Genomic DNA, 15,664 nt, shown 5'->3' on the forward strand with positions numbered 1-15,664 from the left:
TAAGCGTTAACGCTTTAGCTCGGACGTTGTTTTCGGGGGAAAGGTTCGCTCACCGATGCAGCGCCCGGGTGATCATCGGCAAAGACGTTACACGCTATGTGCTCGATACACCTGGCACATCCATATTGATCTTGCGCCAGCAAGCTTCCGACAGACTGTAGACCGAGAACGCCATCAGCCCCAAGGCTATTACCATCAAGATCAGCCAGCCAGCGGGTAGATTCTGCAGTGCATCGAGCGCTTCTTTCATACCTGGGGGATCCATGGCTTGATAGGTAGAGCCGCTGATTGCCAGCAGCAATGCGATCTCGATAAACACGACGCCGCGCGCGATCAGACCAAACCGCGAGACCGGGCGGACGTAGAGCATGACCTCTTCGTCGGCCTCGAAATACTTCTCGAACGACGCTTTCCAGCCCTTGATGATGTGAGCAATGCCTACACCGAGCGGCACGAGGGCGATCAGGTACACCAGCCAGTTCGAGTGTTCCCAGGACAGAAGATGCGCCAGCCAGTCTTTGGTTTGTCCTGCGGAATTGCCCGAGCTTTTAATCCCGCTGATGAGCAGGCCCAATGCAAAGAACGCCAGAGCACCGTTCACCAGACCTCCCACAAACAGCCCTGTGCGAATCACCAGACCTTTGAGTTTTGTGCCGTGATGATCGACATCACGCGTTGCCTGCAGAACACGCCAGGCGGCAAATGCGAGCAGTCCCGCCACGACAAGTCCAACCAGAAAATAGCCGAATGGCTGAGCCAGCAAGGCTTCCAGACTCTTGTGGCTGTCCTTCGGTTTAGTCGAATCCTGGGCTGCCAGCAACGCAAAGATACCGATGATCAGATAAAGCATTCCTCGAGCGGCATAGCCTCCCCGAGCGAGGAGGACAAGGTTGCGTTGCGCGGACATGGGGGGATTCCTGAGAGGTTATAAGAGAGCAGACCCTTCTTGCCGGGAGGGGTTCTATGACCTGTCGAAGAACGCAGTGAGCTGGTTTCTACGGATAATTCAGCAATAGCCGGAATCTTCACTTGATCAAAACAACGACCTTGCCCTTCGCGCGGCCCTGCTCGACGTAACTCAACGCCTCGGCCGTTGATTCAAAGGGGAACGTTCGATCAATCACCGGTTTGATGATGCCGGCCGCAACCAGCGAGCTGATTTGTTGCAGTTGGGCGCCGTTTGCGCGCATGAACACGAACGCGTAATTGACGTCACGCTTGCGTGCCTTGCGCCGAATAGCGAAGCTCAGCAAGCGCATGACCTGCTGCAAGGGCCAGGACAAACCTTGCTCCTGTGCGAATTGCGCGGTGGGTGGCCCAGAGATGGAAATCAGCTGGCCACCGGGCTTGAGCACCTTGATTGACTTCTCCAGGACATCAGAACCGAGGCTGTTCAACACCACGTCGTAGTCGTGCAAGACACTTTCGAAGTTCTGCTGTTTGTAGTCGATCACCACGTCAGCACCTAGCGCCTTGACCCATTCGACATTCGCGGTGCTGGTGGTTGTGGCGACAAAGGCACCGAGGTGTTTGGCAAGCTGAATGGCAACGGTGCCGACGCCGCCGGAGCCGGCGTGAATCAGTACTTTCTGGCCTTTTTTCAGCTGGGCGGTTTCGACCAGCACTTGCCAGGCGGTCAGTGCCACCAAGGGCAGGGAAGCAGCCTGTGCCATGTCGGTATTGGCCGGTTTGAGGGCAATCGCATTTTCGTTCACGGCGATCAACTCAGCGAAGGTGCCGATTCGTGCTTCGGGTGGGCGAGCGTACACCTCGTCTCCCGGTTTGAAGCGTGTCACTTGCGTGCCGACTTCAGTCACCACGCCTGCCAGATCGTTGCCCAGAATCAATGGAAACGCGTAGGGCAGGATCAACTTGAATTCGCCGGTGCTGATCTTCGAGTCCAGCACGTTGACGCTGCTGGCATGGACCTCGATCAAGACGTCGTGAGAACCCACTGCCGGGACCGGCGCGTCGCCGATGCGCCCGGTGTGTTTGCCATAGCGATCAATCAAAAAAGCTTTCATCGAGGTGCGGCTCTTGTCGGTGTACGGATGGTAGTCGCTGCGTTGCGGATTCGATGCAGCGCCTTGTGACTGCATCTAATCTGCCGCGCATGCTCGCTAGCTGAGGATCACTCTGGCGTCTGGTAGCGCTGGGCAACCTCAGATTGGCGGATTTGCCCGATCAGGCCCAGCCGTGCGCCCTGCAAGGCATCCCAGCGCTCTGCTTCGTGCAGCGGCGGAATGGTCACCGGTTCGCGACGATCGAAGCCGACGAGCGCAGCATCCACCAGATCACCCACCTCCATGATTTCGCTCAAGGTGTTGATGTCGACGCCGGAGCGATCCCAGATTTCCGTGCGTGTGGCGGCCGGCAACACGGCCTGCACGTAGACACCCTGAGGCGACAGTTCCAGGCTCAGTCCTTGGGACAGGAACAATACAAACGCCTTGGTCGCGCCGTAGACCGTCATGCCGAACTCCGGTGCGAGGCCAACTACCGAACCGATGTTGATGATCGCACCGTCACCGGCCTTGGCCAGGCGTGGAGCGATGGCGCTGGCAAGCCGCACCAGTGCGGTGGTGTTGAGGGCGACCAGTTGCGCCACTTTGTCGGTGCTTTGCTCGACGAAATGGCCGGACAGCGCCGCGCCAGCGTTATTGACGAGGACGCCGATACGGGCATCGTCGCGCAGGCGGTTTTCAACAGTGGTCAGATCGCCGGGTTGGGTCAGGTCCGCCGGGATCACATCGACGGCGACGTCATGCTCGCTGCGCAAGCGCGCAGCCAGTGCATCCAGGCGCGCCTGATCGCGGGCGACCAGCACCAGATCGTGGCCGCGTTGCGCAAAGCGTTCGGCGTAGACCGCGCCGATGCCGGTGGAGGCGCCAGTGATCAGAACAGTAGGGCGAGTGCTCATGGTTTATCTCTCTTTGAGGGTGTGAGAAGCAGAACGCGCTCAGCTTGCGCTGATGCTCGATTCAGCCAGCGGCGATTGAGGTTGTTCCGTGCCCGTTGATGAAGATCGATGGTGCGAGCAATTAGGATGATGATCTAAATCTAAACTGTCAACGGTTTTGATTATGGCCAACATCTATGTATCATCGGACGCAGGATTTCCCCGGAAACACGAGGTATTGCACGTGAGAGTGACCAAGGCCCAGGCGCAGGCCAATCGAGAACACATCGTTGAAACCGCCTCAGAGCTGTTCCGTGAGCGCGGCTTTGACGGCGTCGGCGTGGCGGACCTCATGGCGGCCGCCGGTTTTACCCATGGTGGTTTCTATAAACATTTCGGGTCGAAGGCCGACCTGATGGCCGAAGCCTCGGCGTGCAGTCTGGCCAAATCGCTGACAGCCGCCCAAGCGCTGGATGTTCCGGGCTTCATCAACGTCTATGTGAACAGAGAACATCGCGACGGACGCGGCGACGGTTGCACCATGGCCGCGTTGGGCGGCGACGCGGCGCGTCAGTCGGATGAGGTGAAAGCGACGTTTGCCGAGGGCATTGAGCACACCCTGCAAACCCTGGGCGAGAAATACCCGAGCGGGCCGGATGCCGAGGCGGGTGAGGGGCGCAGGAAGATGATCGACCTGCTGTCGCGGGCCGTCGGCGCGATTATCCTGTCGCGTGCCTGCCCGGATGATTCCGCGCTGGCAGACGAGATTCTTGAGGTATGCCGCGTAGAAATGCTCGCTTCGTTGCCGACCGAAAACGCCGTCGCAGAGTAGCAGCGCGGCTCATTCGGCGAGCGCTTTGGCCCTGGCGATGGAAAATGCTTGCGGCAGCTGGGCGCCATTCTTCGCCGCAAGAATCTCGGCCATCACGCTGACGGCGATTTCCGCAGGCGTCTTGCTGCCAATGTACAGACCGATCGGCCCGTGTAGACGCGCAAGCGACGCCTCGGTCTCGCCAAAATGCTCGATCAGGCGTTCGCGACGCAGCTGGCTGTTGCGCCGCGAGCCGATGGCGCCGATGTAGAACGCCGGGCTATGGAGCGCTTCGAGCAAGGCCAGATCGTCGAGTTTGGGGTCATGACTCAGGGCGACGATGCAGGTGCGCAGATCGACCGCGAAGTCGCGGACCACGTCGTCCGGCATGCCGACAATGCGCTCCACACCGTCTACCGCCCAAGTCTCGATGTACTCGGGACGCGGATCGCACACTGCCACCTTGAAACCGTTGAACAAAGCCATGGTCGCCAGATACTCGGCCAGCGCGCCGGCACCGATCATCAGCATTCGATAGCCCGGCCCCAAGGTGTTGAGCATCTGCGCGCCATCGAAGCTGAACTGTTCCGGCGTTGCGGTAGATTCAACTGTGACCTGACCGGACTCCAGCGTCAGGCGACGGCGAACCAGTTGCCCGGCGTCCAGTTGCGTCAGCAGTTCATCGAGCGACTGCCACGCCGGGTTGAACTCAAGGATCAGTTCAAGCGTGCCGCCACAGGGCAAGCCGAAGCGATGCGCCTCATCGGCACTGACGCCATAACGCACCACTTCTGGCGTGCTGCCACTGAAAGCGCTGCCGCCATGGGCCGTGGTGTAGCGATGGATCAGATCGTCCTCGATGCAGCCGCCAGACACGCTGCCCACCACGCGACCATCGTCACGCAACGCCATCATCGACCCCGTCGGCCGTGGTGAAGAACCCCAGGTGCGCGCCACCGTGGCGAGCAACACACGCTCGCCAGCGGCAAGCCAGTCCCGCGCTGTGCGCAGGACCAGCAAGTCGATGCTTTCCATCAGTGTCTCCTCTTAGCGCATCTGCAGAATGATCGGGCTGCTGCTGGCCGGATCGGTGTGTTCACGCAGTTTGCCCACCGTCTGCGCATCAACCGCAGTGCTTTGGTTGCCCCAGGTGCTGCGCATGAAGGTCAGCACTTCGGCGATCTGCTGATCCGACAACTGCTCGCGGAAGGCCGGCATGCGGTAGGCATCCGGCACGCCGGCCGCCACCACGCGTTGCGAACCATTCAGAGTGATGTTGATCGCCGAGGCGCTTTCCTTGGCCAGTGCAGAAGTCGCGCCGGCCAGCGGCGGCATCCATTCGGACTGGCCCTTGCCGTCCAGACCATGGCAGGAAGCACAGCGCGTCACGTAGGTGTGAGCACCGGGCGAGTCGAGACGTTGCGCCGCCGAAACCGCTTGATACTGCCAAGGCTCGCCATCGCGCTGGCGGTCGCCAGGCAAGGACTTCAGGTAGTGGGCAATCGCGGTCAGATCCTCATCGTTCATGAACTGCGTGGAGTTGTTGAATGCTTCGGTCATCGAGCCGTAGACCACCGCATGTTTGTTGCGACCGGTTTTGAGGAACTGGACGATCTCCGGTTCGCTCCAGCGGCCCAGCCCGGTGTTGTGATCATCACGCAGGCTCGGTGCGTACCAGCCATCGAGCAACGCACCAGCGAGATACGGCTTGCCGGCCTCATCCAGTGCCTTCTCGTTGAACGCCAAACCGCGCGGCGTGTGGCAACTGCCGCAATGTCCGGCGCCTTGAACGAGGTAAGCGCCACGGTTCCACTGTTCATCCTGCGACGGTTTGGCTACGTAGGGCTCGGCGTCGACAAACACGCCATTCCACAGCGCAATCGGCCAGCGCAGGTTCAGCGGAAACGGAATCGCACTGGGGATGTTCGCCTGTTTCACCGGCGCCACGCCTTTCATGAAGAACGCATACAGCGCACGCACATCGTCATCACTGAGCTTGGCGTAGGACGGGTAGGGCATCGCCGGGTACAGACGGCGACTGTCGGGCGCCAAGCCGTGGCGCACCGCCCGGTCGAAGTCCGCCAGGCTGTAGTGGCCGATGCCGGTTTCCGTGTCCGGGGTGATATTGGTCGCATGGATTGAGCCCAGCGGCGTGGCCATTTCCAGACCGCCAGCGAACGGCGCGCCGCCCGGCACGCTGTGGCAGGCCACGCAATCGCTGAGCCGGGCGACGTATTCGCCACGCGCGACCAGCGCCGGGTCGATGTCGGCCACGGCGATCTGATGGTTTTCCAGGCGCGAGACGGGCTCGCGGGTGACATACCAGGCCAGCAGGCCTGCCGCGACCAGGCACGGCACTGCCAGCCAGCCAGCGGTTCTTGCGAATCGGCTGTTATTCATGGACGCTCCGGCGCTGATCAAGTGAAGGTGTGTCGGCTCATGGGCAGGCTGCGCACCCGCTGACCGGTTAGCCTTGCCACCGCGTTAGCGACGGCGGGCGCGACCGCAGGGAGCGGCGGTTCACCGATGCCACCCATTTTTTCTCCACTCTCGACCACCCGCACGTGAACCCGGGCCATCCGCGCAGGCGGCAGGATCGGATACAAGTCGTAGTTGCGCGCCCGGGGTTTGCCATCCACCCACACGGCTTCTTCCACCAGGGTTTGCGACAGCCCTAGCGCCACGGCGCCATTGACCTGCGCCTCGACAATCGCCGGGTTGACGATGCTGCCCGGGTCAATCGCCTGCCAGATGTCGTGCACCTTGACCTGGCCGTTCTCGATGGACACCTCGGCGATCACCGCCGTCTCGGTACCGAACGGCGAAGCCATGGCCACGCCGCGCGCACGTTTGCTGCCATCCTCGGCGGTAAACGGCCCGCGCTTCCAGCCTCCGGACAGTTCACCCACCGCTTGCAGCAGAGTGGTCAGGCGTTTGTTGTCGCGTAACAGATGCAGGCGCAAATCGAACGGGTCTTTGCCGCCCTTGTCGGCCAGCTCATCGAGGAACGATTCATAGAAGAAGTCGTTCAGCGAGTTACCCACCGAACGCCAGTAACCGAGCATCGCCGGGCCTTTGACATAGATCTGCGCGATGCGCTTGTTGGCGATTGCGTAGGACTTGCCGGACAAACCTTCAAGCGCCGTCGGATCGAGCTTTTCACCTTGCTTGCCAGCGAGCGCTTCGGTCGGGCCTTCGGTGGCACTGATCGCTTCGATTGCCAGCGGCCAGCCGTCGCTGTCCAGTGCGGCACGGAAATTCACCGCAGCAACGGGACGGAGCACGTCACGCAGGAACTCTTCCTCGCGACTCCAGATCAGTTTGACCGGACGGCCAACCGCTTTCGCCAGCGCGATCGCCTGCGGATAGGGACTGGCCGAATCGTAGAGAAAATGCCGACCGAAGAAGCCACCCAGCAGCGGCGAATGCAAGGTGATGCGTGACGGATCCAGCCCTGTGCGTTTGGCAATGTCGGCGCGGAACATGTCCGGCGCCTGATTCGGCAACCAGACTTCCAGCGAACCGTCCGGGTTGAATCGGGCCAGTGCCGAAGGCGGCTCCAACTGGCCGTGGTTCAGGTATTGGTTGTGGTAAGTGGCGTCAATCCGGGTCTTGGTCTCCTTGAGAATCGCCGCCACGTCGCCTTCGTTTTCATCATCTTTGGCCGGGCTTTTATCTTCAGCGAGGCGCTTGAACCAGGCATCGCTGGAAAAGTCAGCAGGCATCGGCCGCACTTTGCTGTCGGCCGTTGGCTCTTGCCAGTCAACCTGAATCGCCTCGACGGCACGTTTGGCGTGCCACCAGCGCTCGGCGACCACCGCCACGGCACCCGGCAGACGATGCACGGAATGCACGCCTTTCATCGCCTTGACCTGCTCTTCGTTGCGCAGGTTACCCACGGTCATGCCCAGGCGCGGGGCATGTTGCACGGCGGCATGGAGCATGTCGTCGACCTTCAGATCGATGCTGTACAGCGCCTTGCCGGTGGACTTGTCGTAAGCATCGAGGCGCTTCACCGGTTTGCCGATCCAGCGGAACTGGCTCGGATCACGCAGCTTCACGGAGGCCGGATCGGGAACCGGCAGATCCATCGCGCGCTCGGCCAGTTCACCGTAAGCCAGCGAGCGGCCCGACTTGGCGTGCACGACTTTGCCTGGCTCGGTGGTCAATTCACTTACCGGCACGCCAAGTTGCTGCGCGCCCGCCTGCAATAACATGGCGCGGGCGAGGGCGCCGAGGCGGCGCATCACCGGGTAACTCATGCGCACCGACATGCTGCCGCCAGTGATGCGCATGCCGTTTTCCAACACCACATAGGCTTCGCCGGGCGGCGCCGCTTCGACCAGGAAGGTCGCCGGGTCGGCATCCAGTTCTTCACCGACAATCTGCGCCATTGCGGTGAACGTACCTTGCCCGCCCTCCATGAACGGGCAGAGCAGACGCACGCGGTTGTCCGGGCGGATTTCGAGAAACGCCGGCACCTGCGTGCCGCGCTCAGCCGTCGCCGTTGCCACGGCAGCTTGCACGCGCGTCGCACCCAGCGGCAGGCCGAAGCCGAGGACCAGTGCGCCGACGGCGGTACCGGTGAGAAAACGTCTACGCGAAACATTGATCGGTTCGTGCAGATCCAGTGCTGAGGCTTGCAGTGAAGGGTCGATTCGAACGTTCATCACGCGTCTCCCTTGCCGGCCAGCTCATGCACGGCGGCATGAATGGCGTTGTACGTTCCGCAGCGGCACAGATTGACCATCGCTGCCTCGATCTGCGCGTCACTCGGTTTAGGGTTTTGTTTGAGCAGCGCAGTGGCGGCCATCACCTGCCCGGACTGACAGTAGCCGCACTGCGCGACCTGCAGATCGACCCAGGTCGAGACCACTCGTTTGCCCACCTCATCGCTTTCGATAGCCTCAATCGTGGTGACCTCGCGGCCGACCACACCCGCCACCGGCGTGACGCACGAGCGCACGACGTTGCCATCCACCAGCACCGAGCAGGCGCCACATTGCGCCAGTCCGCAGCCGTACTTGGTCCCGGTCATGCCCAGATCATCGCGGATCACCCAGAGCAAGGGCGTATCGGCGTCGGCATCGACCTGATAGGTCTTCTGGTTGATTCGTAGTTCCATGATTCACCCGCTGATCATCGGTTGACGTGCATTGTTATGAGCGGTGGCGCGGCGAGGCGCATCACCGGTGTTCGTTCAATTCGCGACGGTGCCGAGCGCTTCTGCCTCGAATGGCTGCCCGCGCAAAAGGGCGATGTCACGACTCGGCGCGGTGCCGAACAGCCGGGCATATTCGCGGCTGAACTGCGACGGACTTTCATAGCCGACCGCAAACGCCGCCCGCGAAACGTCGAGGCGTTCGACCAGCATCAGCCGTCGCGCTTCGTTGAGCCGCAGCCATTTCTGGTACTGCAGCGGACTCATGCCGGTGAGCTGGCGGAAATGATGGTGAAAGGTCGGCGCACTCATCTGCACCCGCGCGGCCAGATCATCGATGCGCAATGCATCTGTGTAATTGACCTTGAGCCAGTCAATCGCTTTGGCGATGCGATAACCCTGACCATCGACGGCCGTGATCTGCCGCAGCCGTGCGCCTTGGTCGGTGTGCAGCAAGCGATAGTGGATTTCGCGCAGAATCAGCGGCGCCAGCACCGGGATCGCCTCGGGTTCATCGAGCAATGCCAGCAGGCGATCAAGTGCGCCCTCCAGCGCGGACGACAGGCTGCCAATCGCGGCGCCCGTGCCCGTTGCTGGCTGGCGCTTGGCCGGCAAGCCACTCTTGGTGATGACTTCGGCGAGCATGCTCACATCCAGTTTCAGCACGAGGCCGACACAAGGCTGTTGGGGACTGGCGAGCATCACTTCGGAGTTGGCGGGCAGGTCCAGCGACGTCACCAGAAACCGTGAAGGGTCATAGCTGTAGCCCTCACCACCGACCCACAAGCGCTTTTCGCCGCGACCGACGAGAATCAGGCTGGGTTCGATCATGCACACCACGGGCGGCGCTGGCTGGTCGCGACGAAACAGCGACAGCCCGGGTATGGCTGTGGCGAAGTCACCCGGCGCGCTCACACGCGGGTCGATGTTCAACGCCAAAGGCGATTCCTGGGGCAGAGGGGTAGGGATCATGTCGGGTCACTCCTGTTGACCGAACTCTAATCCGCGCGCGAGACGTTTCCTATCCATCACCCTGCATCCCCAGAGGATCAGGCAAGCATTCAAGAGGAATGCGCTAGGGAAGGGCCGGATTGACCGGGAGAATGTGTCTATCTGTTACAGGGGCAGTGCCCGGATGGGCATCAAACTGCTTGCCCCTGCGCATCACATCCACAAGTTTTTCGCACCACAGGTAGTTCCCATGACGTTTCCTTCTACAGATCCTTCTAAAAGAACAGGCGGATGGAGCGCCGTGCTGGCCATGTCGCTAGCCGCATTCGCCCTGGTCGCTTCAGAGTTCATGCCGGTCAGCCTGCTGACGCCGATTGCGGCCGACCTGCACATCACCGAAGGCCAGGCCGGGCAGGGGATTTCCGTGTCCGGAGCCTTTGCCTTGATCACCAGCCTGCTGATTGCCTCGGTCGCCGCTCGCGTCGAACGCAAGAAGCTGCTGCTGGGCCTGACCTTGCTGATGATCGTCTCCGGTACGGTCGTCGCGGTCGCGCCGGGCTACCCGTCATTCATGTTCGGACGTGCGCTGATCGGGATCGCGATTGGTGGTTTCTGGTCATTGTCGGCGGCGACCGCAATGCGTCTGGTGAAGCCTGAACAGGTTTCGCGAGCGCTGGCCATCGTCAATGGCGGTAACGCCTTGGCCACGGTGATAGCCGCTCCGGCAGGGAGCTTTCTCGGTTCGCTGATCGGCTGGCGTGGGGCATTCTTCTGTGTGGTTCCGGTCGCAGTGCTGGCCGCCGTGTGGCTGCTGATCAGCCTTCCGTCGTTCAAGGCCGAGCGCCAGGCCGGTAGCGGCAACGTCCTGCGGCTGATGAAGCAATTGCCAGTGGCCTTGGGCATGGTCGCCGTCAGCGTCTTTTTCATGGGCCAGTTCATGCTGTTCACCTATCTGCGGCCCTTTCTTGAAGGCGTGACGGGCGTCAGCGTTTCTACGTTGTCCTTGATGTTGCTGGGGCTGGGACTGGCCGGTTTTATCGGCACCTTTCTGATTGAAAGGTTTATGGGTCGCGGCCTCTACCGCACGTTGACCATCATCCCGCTGATCATGGCGGCCATCGCGCTGGCGTTGGTCAGCTTCGGCAAATCACCGGTACTCACCGCGATGTTGCTCGGACTCTGGGGACTGGTGGCGACGGCCGCGCCGGTTGGCTGGTGGACATGGTTGGCGCAGACGCTTCCGGATGATGCGGAAGCCGGAGGCGGCTTGCTCGTGGCGATTGTTCAACTGGCGATCGCAGGAGGCGCAATCATTGGAGGTCTGGCCTTCGATCTGAGTGGTTACAAAGCCACATTCGAGCTTAGCGCCGCTGTCTTGGTTGTCGCCTCAGTGCTGGCCTGGCTGGCGGGGCGCAATGCCACGGAAGTGCATCTTGTCGAACCGACAGCTCATTCGAGCGCTGTTTCCGGCGCTCCTGAGTCCCGATTTGTCTGATCAAGCAGGAAGCTGCTCAGTGCACCAATGACGGTTGGGTCGCGACCGAGACAGTGAAGACCACGACAAACAGCACGACGAGTCCCCAGAACAACACCATGACTGTCAGCATGACGACCTTAAGGCCTTGATAAAGCCTGCGCAGCCAATGGCCTTCGGGTTTTGCGTCTGCGCGGGCTCTGAGTAGGCCTTTCAAATAAAAACCAAGCAGCGCAAGCAGTGCGCCATCTATCGCCAGCGCAGGCAGGCCGGCTACGGGGAAAATGCTTTCCCAGCGATAGAAAGAAGACCGGCTCAGAAAGACCACATAACAAGTCAGACTGCCGTAGGGCAGTGCTCTCCACCATTTGCCGGCCAGCGCTCCGACCATCAGGCACATGATCACCATGAACGGGCTGAGGAGAATATGGAGCATCCACTCCAGTACGTTGGGCAAGTAGTCCGGGGAATGGATGTTGCGCCAGAGGTGTTCCAACATTGATCAGGTTCCTGCCGTCCATGAAGTAAGTGCTGCTGCGGTGCTTCCTTGCTGCAGCACGGTATCGGCGTGTTTTCGGGTTACATAAGGGTGTTATGTGAATTGGGTAAGAACCGACGTTCGCGAAGGACCGGTTCCGCCCCTTAACCACCGTTTACACAGCTCGATCGCTAGAGTTCCAGCCAGTCAGAATGAAGCTGCGGAAATCGCTCTTGCAGCCACTCGATAAAGGCTTGAACCTGGGGCGCCAGATGAGTCCGGCTCGGGTATAGCAATGACACCGGGCGAGGGGCTGGCCGATAAGGCTTTAGAATTTCCACCAAACCGCGACTTTCCAAATGCTTGGCCACGGCGATCCCTGGTGCCTGAATTATTCCGAAACCCGACACGCCACACTGAACGTACGCATTCGACTCGGTGACGGTGATGCCAGCGTCAGGCACAAAGGATGGATCCTGACCTTTCACCGAAAAATGCCAGGGCTCAACGAGCACAAGATCCGTCCCGTGATCGATCAGGTTTATCCATTCGAGACAGCACGAGAAGCTTACGAGCATCTCGCGAGGGGAGCATTTGGAAAGGTTGTGATCAAAGTCGCTTAATAACGTAAAGGCGCCAATTTGGCGCCTTTTTTCTCGCTCATCGCAGCAGATTTGCCCGCAGATTCTAATGTCAACGCGTGAGCAGGGAGAGTCGAACACTAAACCGCCGGACGGCACTAGTCATCAAGCTGCTCCATGCGTTTGAAAAATCTTGCTGATCACAGTCCACTTGCCATCAACTTTCAGCAGATGAAAAAAGTCGGTGAAAGAGATGCCTGACATGTCGTTGGCGTCGATGCGAGCACTAGCCGCCGTACCGACGACTTCGACGCGGACGATAGCTGCTGGTGCGTCAGGAGAAGGGCGGAAACCCTTGTCGATCCCGTTGAACAGGATTGAAATTGCGCCGCCCGCCAGCTTACCGTCGCCATCGACGCTGAACATGGTCGCTTGCTCACTGAAAGCCGGCTTCATGATGCTGCTTTTGGCCTGCTTGCAGCCCTCAATGTACTGGTTAAGCACCTCGGTGATGGCTTGGTATTCTTCAACGTAAGTCGGTTTGCTCATGTGCTTGCTCCTGCTTCATAGGATTAGTGCAACAAAGGCATCAGGCTTTGGTATCAAGCCAGACAGATCCATAACGTGTGTAGGCGGTAGGAATCTCGATGATTTCCTTAAGATCATCTGCAGCGGTGCGAACCCAGAATGGGTCTCGGAGCATTTGCCGCCCGACAAACACCAGATCAGCTCGGCCGTTCTGCAAGATTTCTTCAGCCTGACGCCCACTCTGGATCACCCCCACAGCGCCTGTCGCAATATGCAATTCCTTACGCAGTAATTCAGCGGCCGGCACCTGGTAACCCGGGTAGGTCTCGACCTTGACCATCTTGACCCCGCCGGAACTGCAGTCGATCAAGTCAACGCCCTGAGCTTTCATCCAGCGACCATATTCGAGGAACGACTCGGGCGTGTTTCCGCCTTCGGCGTAATCAGAGCTGGAGATGCGCACGAACAGAGGGCGATCTCCCCAATGCGTTTTGACCTCTTCCAGCACCTCTTGCAAGAAGCGATAGCGACGCTTGGCATCACCGCCATATTCGTCGTCGCGGGTGTTAGCCAACGGCGAGAGAAACTCACTTAACAAGTAGCCGTGCGCGGCATGGATCTCAAGCACATCGAAGCCCGCTTCGCTGGCGCGACGTGCGGCATCGCCGTAAAGCTTTACCAAAGACGGAATCTCATCAGCCGCGAGTTCGCGAGGAACGGGGCTGGTTTGCGTAAATGGAATCGCCGATGGCGCGATGTGAATCAGACCGGGCAGGTCAGCATTGCGCCCCGCATGGACGATTTGAGCGCCGGCTTTTGCACCAAAGCCGTGAAGCAATTCTGTTAGCGCCTTCAAACCGGCAACGTGCTCATCGCTCCAGATGCCAAGGTCACCGGCTCCAATACGACCGTCAGCCTGAATCGCCAGCGTTTCGGGAAAAATCAGTGCTGCCTGACCCAGGGCACGAGCTCCGTAATGAACGCGGTGCCAGTCAGTCACGAAGCCATCATCCGCCGCCATGTGCATGCACATAGGGGACATGACGACCCGGTTTTTCAGGGTGAGGCCCTTAATTTCATAGGGTGATAACAACAAACTCATCTGGCAGATTCCATCGTGGTGAACATGGAATCATGCTAACTTTTGCAGCACATCGACGTAAGTACGCACAATTTTGTGCGGTAGGCACACTTTTTATACCAAGGTGATAACAGTGAAAAAATGTAACCCTCAGGATGAGATTGAGGCTTTCGCGTGTCCCGTCGCCTTCACTGTTGATGTCATTGGTGGAAAATGGAAATCGCTCATACTTTTTCACCTGATGTCAGGCACGAAGCGCTTTAACGAGCTACGTCGGCTGATTCCAGATATCACGCAGAGGATGCTGACACTCCAGCTGAGAGAGCTGGAGACTGACGGGGTGATTCATCGCGAAATCTATCGCGAGGTGCCACCCAAAGTGGAGTATTCGCTTACAGCGTTAGGTGACTCACTCGCGCCATTGGTGAGTGCGATGCGAGAGTGGGGAGCAGTGCATGAACGCACGATCCTGGAACTCAGGCGCTCTGCCGTCTGTGACGACAAGTTGGAATCTCTGGCTTGAATCACGCCGATGTTGAGAGGTGGAGGGGGTGAACAATGCGAAGTTTGATGCCCGCTTGGCGCAGGGTTGAAACTGCACGAGAGAAATCACTCGCGCGTGATGAGGCGAATTTTTGAGGTCGCACTGCCGTTACGAAAAATTCTGGCCGCCACCTTATTTCATGTCACGCCATCGGCTTCGGGCGTGTAGATACGCCGTCAAATCGCTGTAACCTAGTTGAGCTGCAATCTCCGTTAATGACTCTCCCTGCAATTCAAGATGCATTTCCAATTCTGCGCGAATCTGATCGAGCAATTGTCTGAAGGTTGTACCTTGTTCTTCCAGCCGTCTGCGCAAGGTCCTTGGCGTCTGGTGCAGCGACTTCGCCAGATTTTCCAGATTGGGAGTTTCACGTCTCGCTAGAGATCGTCGCGCTCCTTCAGCAACCTTGGCTGACCAACCGCTGAAATTCCGATGCGCGGCGATCCGTCGATCCAGCTCCTGCGTTAATAATTCCAACATCCCGTGATGACGGGTTTGCATTGGCAGGCTCAAGCTTCGAGCATGAAAATAGAAGCAGTTGATCGAGCAATCAAACTCAACACGATCACCAAACCATTCGGTGTATTGCTTGTAATACGACGGACGCGAATGAGTGAACTTTGCCAAAATCGGCTGCACATTGTGTCCTGTACCTCGTCGTAACTGCGCTATGGACATCACCCCGTAGTGTTCGACGACATACCGCGCCAACTCTCCTGGCGCATCAACGTTCAATTCGACTCCGACGCCGTTTTCGTCATTAACCAACCTGACATTGTCTGTGTCCGAGGCAAGAGGTGCGTAACGGGCCCAAAGGTGCATGGCTGACAAAATATCTGGACTGTACAAGCAAAGATAAGCCAAGACATGCCAGTCCTGGGGGGTGAATAGCGCGAACAATTTTAATCCGATCGCCGGATCGATACGTGCCGCTTCGCGCCACAGTTGATCCAGTTCGATCAGGTTGTAATCCGTACTCTTCCGGGCAACCTGGCTATCAAGGAAGCGCTCCAATACCTGGCCCAGCCTGCCGCGATGAAAGCGTTGGGGGGCGCGGTTGGCCGGTTCTAGCTCAATTTTGTCCATTTCGCGCATTGGGAGGACTTGCTCGCAGGTTTCTAATGAAAGGGCATTGCCCGGAAGGGCCTAAATCGAG

At 59.4% G+C, this 15,664-nt stretch carries 15 protein-coding genes and 2 pseudogenes; 4 read left to right on the forward strand and 13 right to left on the reverse strand.

Features of this window, described 5'->3' with window-relative positions:
• Positions 1 to 94 precede the first annotated feature (94 nt).
• The 3 genes from BMY54_RS09805 to BMY54_RS09815 form a co-directional block, all read right to left on the reverse strand.
• Entirely contained in the window at positions 95 to 907 is an 813-nt protein-coding gene (locus BMY54_RS09805; protein ID WP_093431489.1) for a DUF1206 domain-containing protein, read from the reverse strand.
• Between the two features lie 118 nt (positions 908 to 1,025).
• On the reverse strand, positions 1,026 to 2,024 hold the full coding sequence (locus tag BMY54_RS09810; RefSeq protein WP_093431701.1) for an NADP-dependent oxidoreductase: 999 nt from the start codon (positions 2,022 to 2,024) through the stop codon (positions 1,026 to 1,028).
• Between the two features lie 107 nt (positions 2,025 to 2,131).
• On the reverse strand, positions 2,132 to 2,920 hold the full coding sequence (locus BMY54_RS09815; protein WP_034154110.1) for an SDR family NAD(P)-dependent oxidoreductase: 789 nt from the start codon (positions 2,918 to 2,920) through the stop codon (positions 2,132 to 2,134).
• A 223-nt stretch (positions 2,921 to 3,143) separates the two neighbouring features.
• On the opposite strand from BMY54_RS09815, the gene BMY54_RS09820 reads away from it, so the two are divergent.
• Positions 3,144 to 3,731: a TetR/AcrR family transcriptional regulator gene (locus BMY54_RS09820; protein ID WP_175559575.1), complete on the forward strand. Its 588-nt coding sequence runs from the start codon at positions 3,144 to 3,146 to the stop codon at positions 3,729 to 3,731.
• Between the two features lie 9 nt (positions 3,732 to 3,740).
• Here the strand turns inward: BMY54_RS09820 and BMY54_RS09825 are convergent, their stop codons facing one another.
• From BMY54_RS09825 to BMY54_RS09845, 5 genes are all read right to left on the reverse strand, one after another.
• Positions 3,741 to 4,745 (reverse strand): XdhC family protein, encoded by a 1,005-nt coding sequence (locus BMY54_RS09825; RefSeq protein ID WP_093431495.1) that lies wholly within the window; start codon positions 4,743 to 4,745, stop codon positions 3,741 to 3,743.
• 12 nt (positions 4,746 to 4,757) lie between these two features.
• Positions 4,758 to 6,110, reverse strand: a complete 1,353-nt coding sequence (locus BMY54_RS09830; protein WP_093431498.1) for a c-type cytochrome — start codon at positions 6,108 to 6,110, stop codon at positions 4,758 to 4,760.
• 17 nt (positions 6,111 to 6,127) lie between these two features.
• Positions 6,128 to 8,380: a xanthine dehydrogenase family protein molybdopterin-binding subunit gene (locus tag BMY54_RS09835; protein WP_093431501.1), complete on the reverse strand. Its 2,253-nt coding sequence runs from the start codon at positions 8,378 to 8,380 to the stop codon at positions 6,128 to 6,130.
• Positions 8,380 to 8,835 (reverse strand): (2Fe-2S)-binding protein, encoded by a 456-nt coding sequence (locus BMY54_RS09840; RefSeq protein WP_064118102.1) that lies wholly within the window; start codon positions 8,833 to 8,835, stop codon positions 8,380 to 8,382. Before BMY54_RS09840 ends, BMY54_RS09835 begins: the two co-directional genes overlap by 1 nt.
• Before the next feature lie 75 nt (positions 8,836 to 8,910).
• A complete protein-coding gene (locus tag BMY54_RS09845) occupies positions 8,911 to 9,843 on the reverse strand; it encodes an AraC family transcriptional regulator (RefSeq protein ID WP_093431503.1) in 933 nt (310 codons plus the stop codon).
• Between the two features lie 229 nt (positions 9,844 to 10,072).
• On the opposite strand from BMY54_RS09845, the gene BMY54_RS09850 reads away from it, so the two are divergent.
• Entirely contained in the window at positions 10,073 to 11,317 is a 1,245-nt protein-coding gene (locus BMY54_RS09850; protein WP_093431704.1) for an MFS transporter, read from the forward strand.
• 16 nt (positions 11,318 to 11,333) lie between these two features.
• Here BMY54_RS09850 and BMY54_RS09855 read toward each other — a convergent pair whose 3' ends face one another.
• Together BMY54_RS09855 and BMY54_RS09860 are read right to left on the reverse strand one after the other, a co-directional pair.
• Entirely contained in the window at positions 11,334 to 11,795 is a 462-nt protein-coding gene (locus BMY54_RS09855; RefSeq protein ID WP_093431506.1) for a hypothetical protein, read from the reverse strand.
• A 170-nt stretch (positions 11,796 to 11,965) separates the two neighbouring features.
• Positions 11,966 to 12,277: pseudogene (locus tag BMY54_RS09860) on the reverse strand (LysR substrate-binding domain-containing protein); the annotation flags it as partial.
• Here BMY54_RS09860 and BMY54_RS09865 point away from each other — a divergent pair.
• Positions 12,272 to 12,397, forward strand: a pseudogene (locus BMY54_RS09865) (zinc-binding dehydrogenase); the annotation flags it as partial. The pseudogenes BMY54_RS09860 and BMY54_RS09865 sit on opposite strands and share 6 nt — an antisense overlap.
• Before the next feature lie 123 nt (positions 12,398 to 12,520).
• Here the strand turns inward: BMY54_RS09865 and BMY54_RS09870 are convergent.
• Together BMY54_RS09870 and namA are read right to left on the reverse strand one after the other, a co-directional pair.
• Positions 12,521 to 12,904 carry a nuclear transport factor 2 family protein gene (locus BMY54_RS09870; RefSeq protein WP_093431509.1) on the reverse strand — a complete coding sequence of 128 codons (384 nt, stop codon included), beginning with the start codon at positions 12,902 to 12,904 and terminating at the stop codon, positions 12,521 to 12,523.
• Positions 12,905 to 12,944: 40 nt separating this feature from the next.
• A complete protein-coding gene (namA, locus tag BMY54_RS09875; protein ID WP_093431512.1) occupies positions 12,945 to 13,985 on the reverse strand; it encodes an NADPH dehydrogenase NamA in 1,041 nt (346 codons plus the stop codon).
• A 112-nt stretch (positions 13,986 to 14,097) separates the two neighbouring features.
• Here namA and BMY54_RS09880 point away from each other — a divergent pair, with 112 nt between their 5' ends.
• On the forward strand, positions 14,098 to 14,487 hold the full coding sequence (locus BMY54_RS09880; protein ID WP_093431515.1) for a winged helix-turn-helix transcriptional regulator: 390 nt from the start codon (positions 14,098 to 14,100) through the stop codon (positions 14,485 to 14,487).
• A gap of 153 nt (positions 14,488 to 14,640) precedes the next feature.
• On the opposite strand, the gene BMY54_RS09885 is transcribed toward BMY54_RS09880, so the two are convergent.
• Complete coding sequence (locus BMY54_RS09885; RefSeq protein ID WP_093431517.1) at positions 14,641 to 15,603, reverse strand: AraC family transcriptional regulator ligand-binding domain-containing protein; 963 nt, start codon at positions 15,601 to 15,603, stop codon at positions 14,641 to 14,643.
• Between the last annotated feature and the right edge of the window lie 61 nt (positions 15,604 to 15,664).

The organism is Pseudomonas sp. ok266 (assembly GCF_900110195.1).
In the GTDB taxonomy this organism is placed as follows: domain Bacteria; phylum Pseudomonadota; class Gammaproteobacteria; order Pseudomonadales; family Pseudomonadaceae; genus Aquipseudomonas; species Aquipseudomonas neuropathica.

Bases quoted from the DNA above. Each gene is read 5' to 3' on its own strand.
- BMY54_RS09805 (WP_093431489.1), bottom strand. From the start codon at position 907: ATGTCCGCGCAACGCAACCTTGTCCTCCTCGCTCGGGGAGGCTATGCC.
- BMY54_RS09810 (WP_093431701.1), bottom strand. From the start codon at position 2,024: ATGAAAGCTTTTTTGATTGATCGCTATGGCAAACACACCGGGCGCATC.
- BMY54_RS09815 (WP_034154110.1), bottom strand. From the start codon at position 2,920: ATGAGCACTCGCCCTACTGTTCTGATCACTGGCGCCTCCACCGGCATC.
- BMY54_RS09825 (WP_093431495.1), bottom strand. From the start codon at position 4,745: ATGGAAAGCATCGACTTGCTGGTCCTGCGCACAGCGCGGGACTGGCTT.
- BMY54_RS09830 (WP_093431498.1), bottom strand. From the start codon at position 6,110: ATGAATAACAGCCGATTCGCAAGAACCGCTGGCTGGCTGGCAGTGCCG.
- BMY54_RS09835 (WP_093431501.1), bottom strand. From the start codon at position 8,380: ATGAACGTTCGAATCGACCCTTCACTGCAAGCCTCAGCACTGGATCTG.
- BMY54_RS09840 (WP_064118102.1), bottom strand. From the start codon at position 8,835: ATGGAACTACGAATCAACCAGAAGACCTATCAGGTCGATGCCGACGCC.
- BMY54_RS09845 (WP_093431503.1), bottom strand. From the start codon at position 9,843: ATGATCCCTACCCCTCTGCCCCAGGAATCGCCTTTGGCGTTGAACATC.
- BMY54_RS09850 (WP_093431704.1), top strand. From the start codon at position 10,073: ATGACGTTTCCTTCTACAGATCCTTCTAAAAGAACAGGCGGATGGAGC.
- BMY54_RS09855 (WP_093431506.1), bottom strand. From the start codon at position 11,795: ATGTTGGAACACCTCTGGCGCAACATCCATTCCCCGGACTACTTGCCC.
- BMY54_RS09870 (WP_093431509.1), bottom strand. From the start codon at position 12,904: ATGAGCAAACCGACTTACGTTGAAGAATACCAAGCCATCACCGAGGTG.
- namA (WP_093431512.1), bottom strand. From the start codon at position 13,985: ATGAGTTTGTTGTTATCACCCTATGAAATTAAGGGCCTCACCCTGAAA.
- BMY54_RS09885 (WP_093431517.1), bottom strand. From the start codon at position 15,603: ATGCGCGAAATGGACAAAATTGAGCTAGAACCGGCCAACCGCGCCCCC.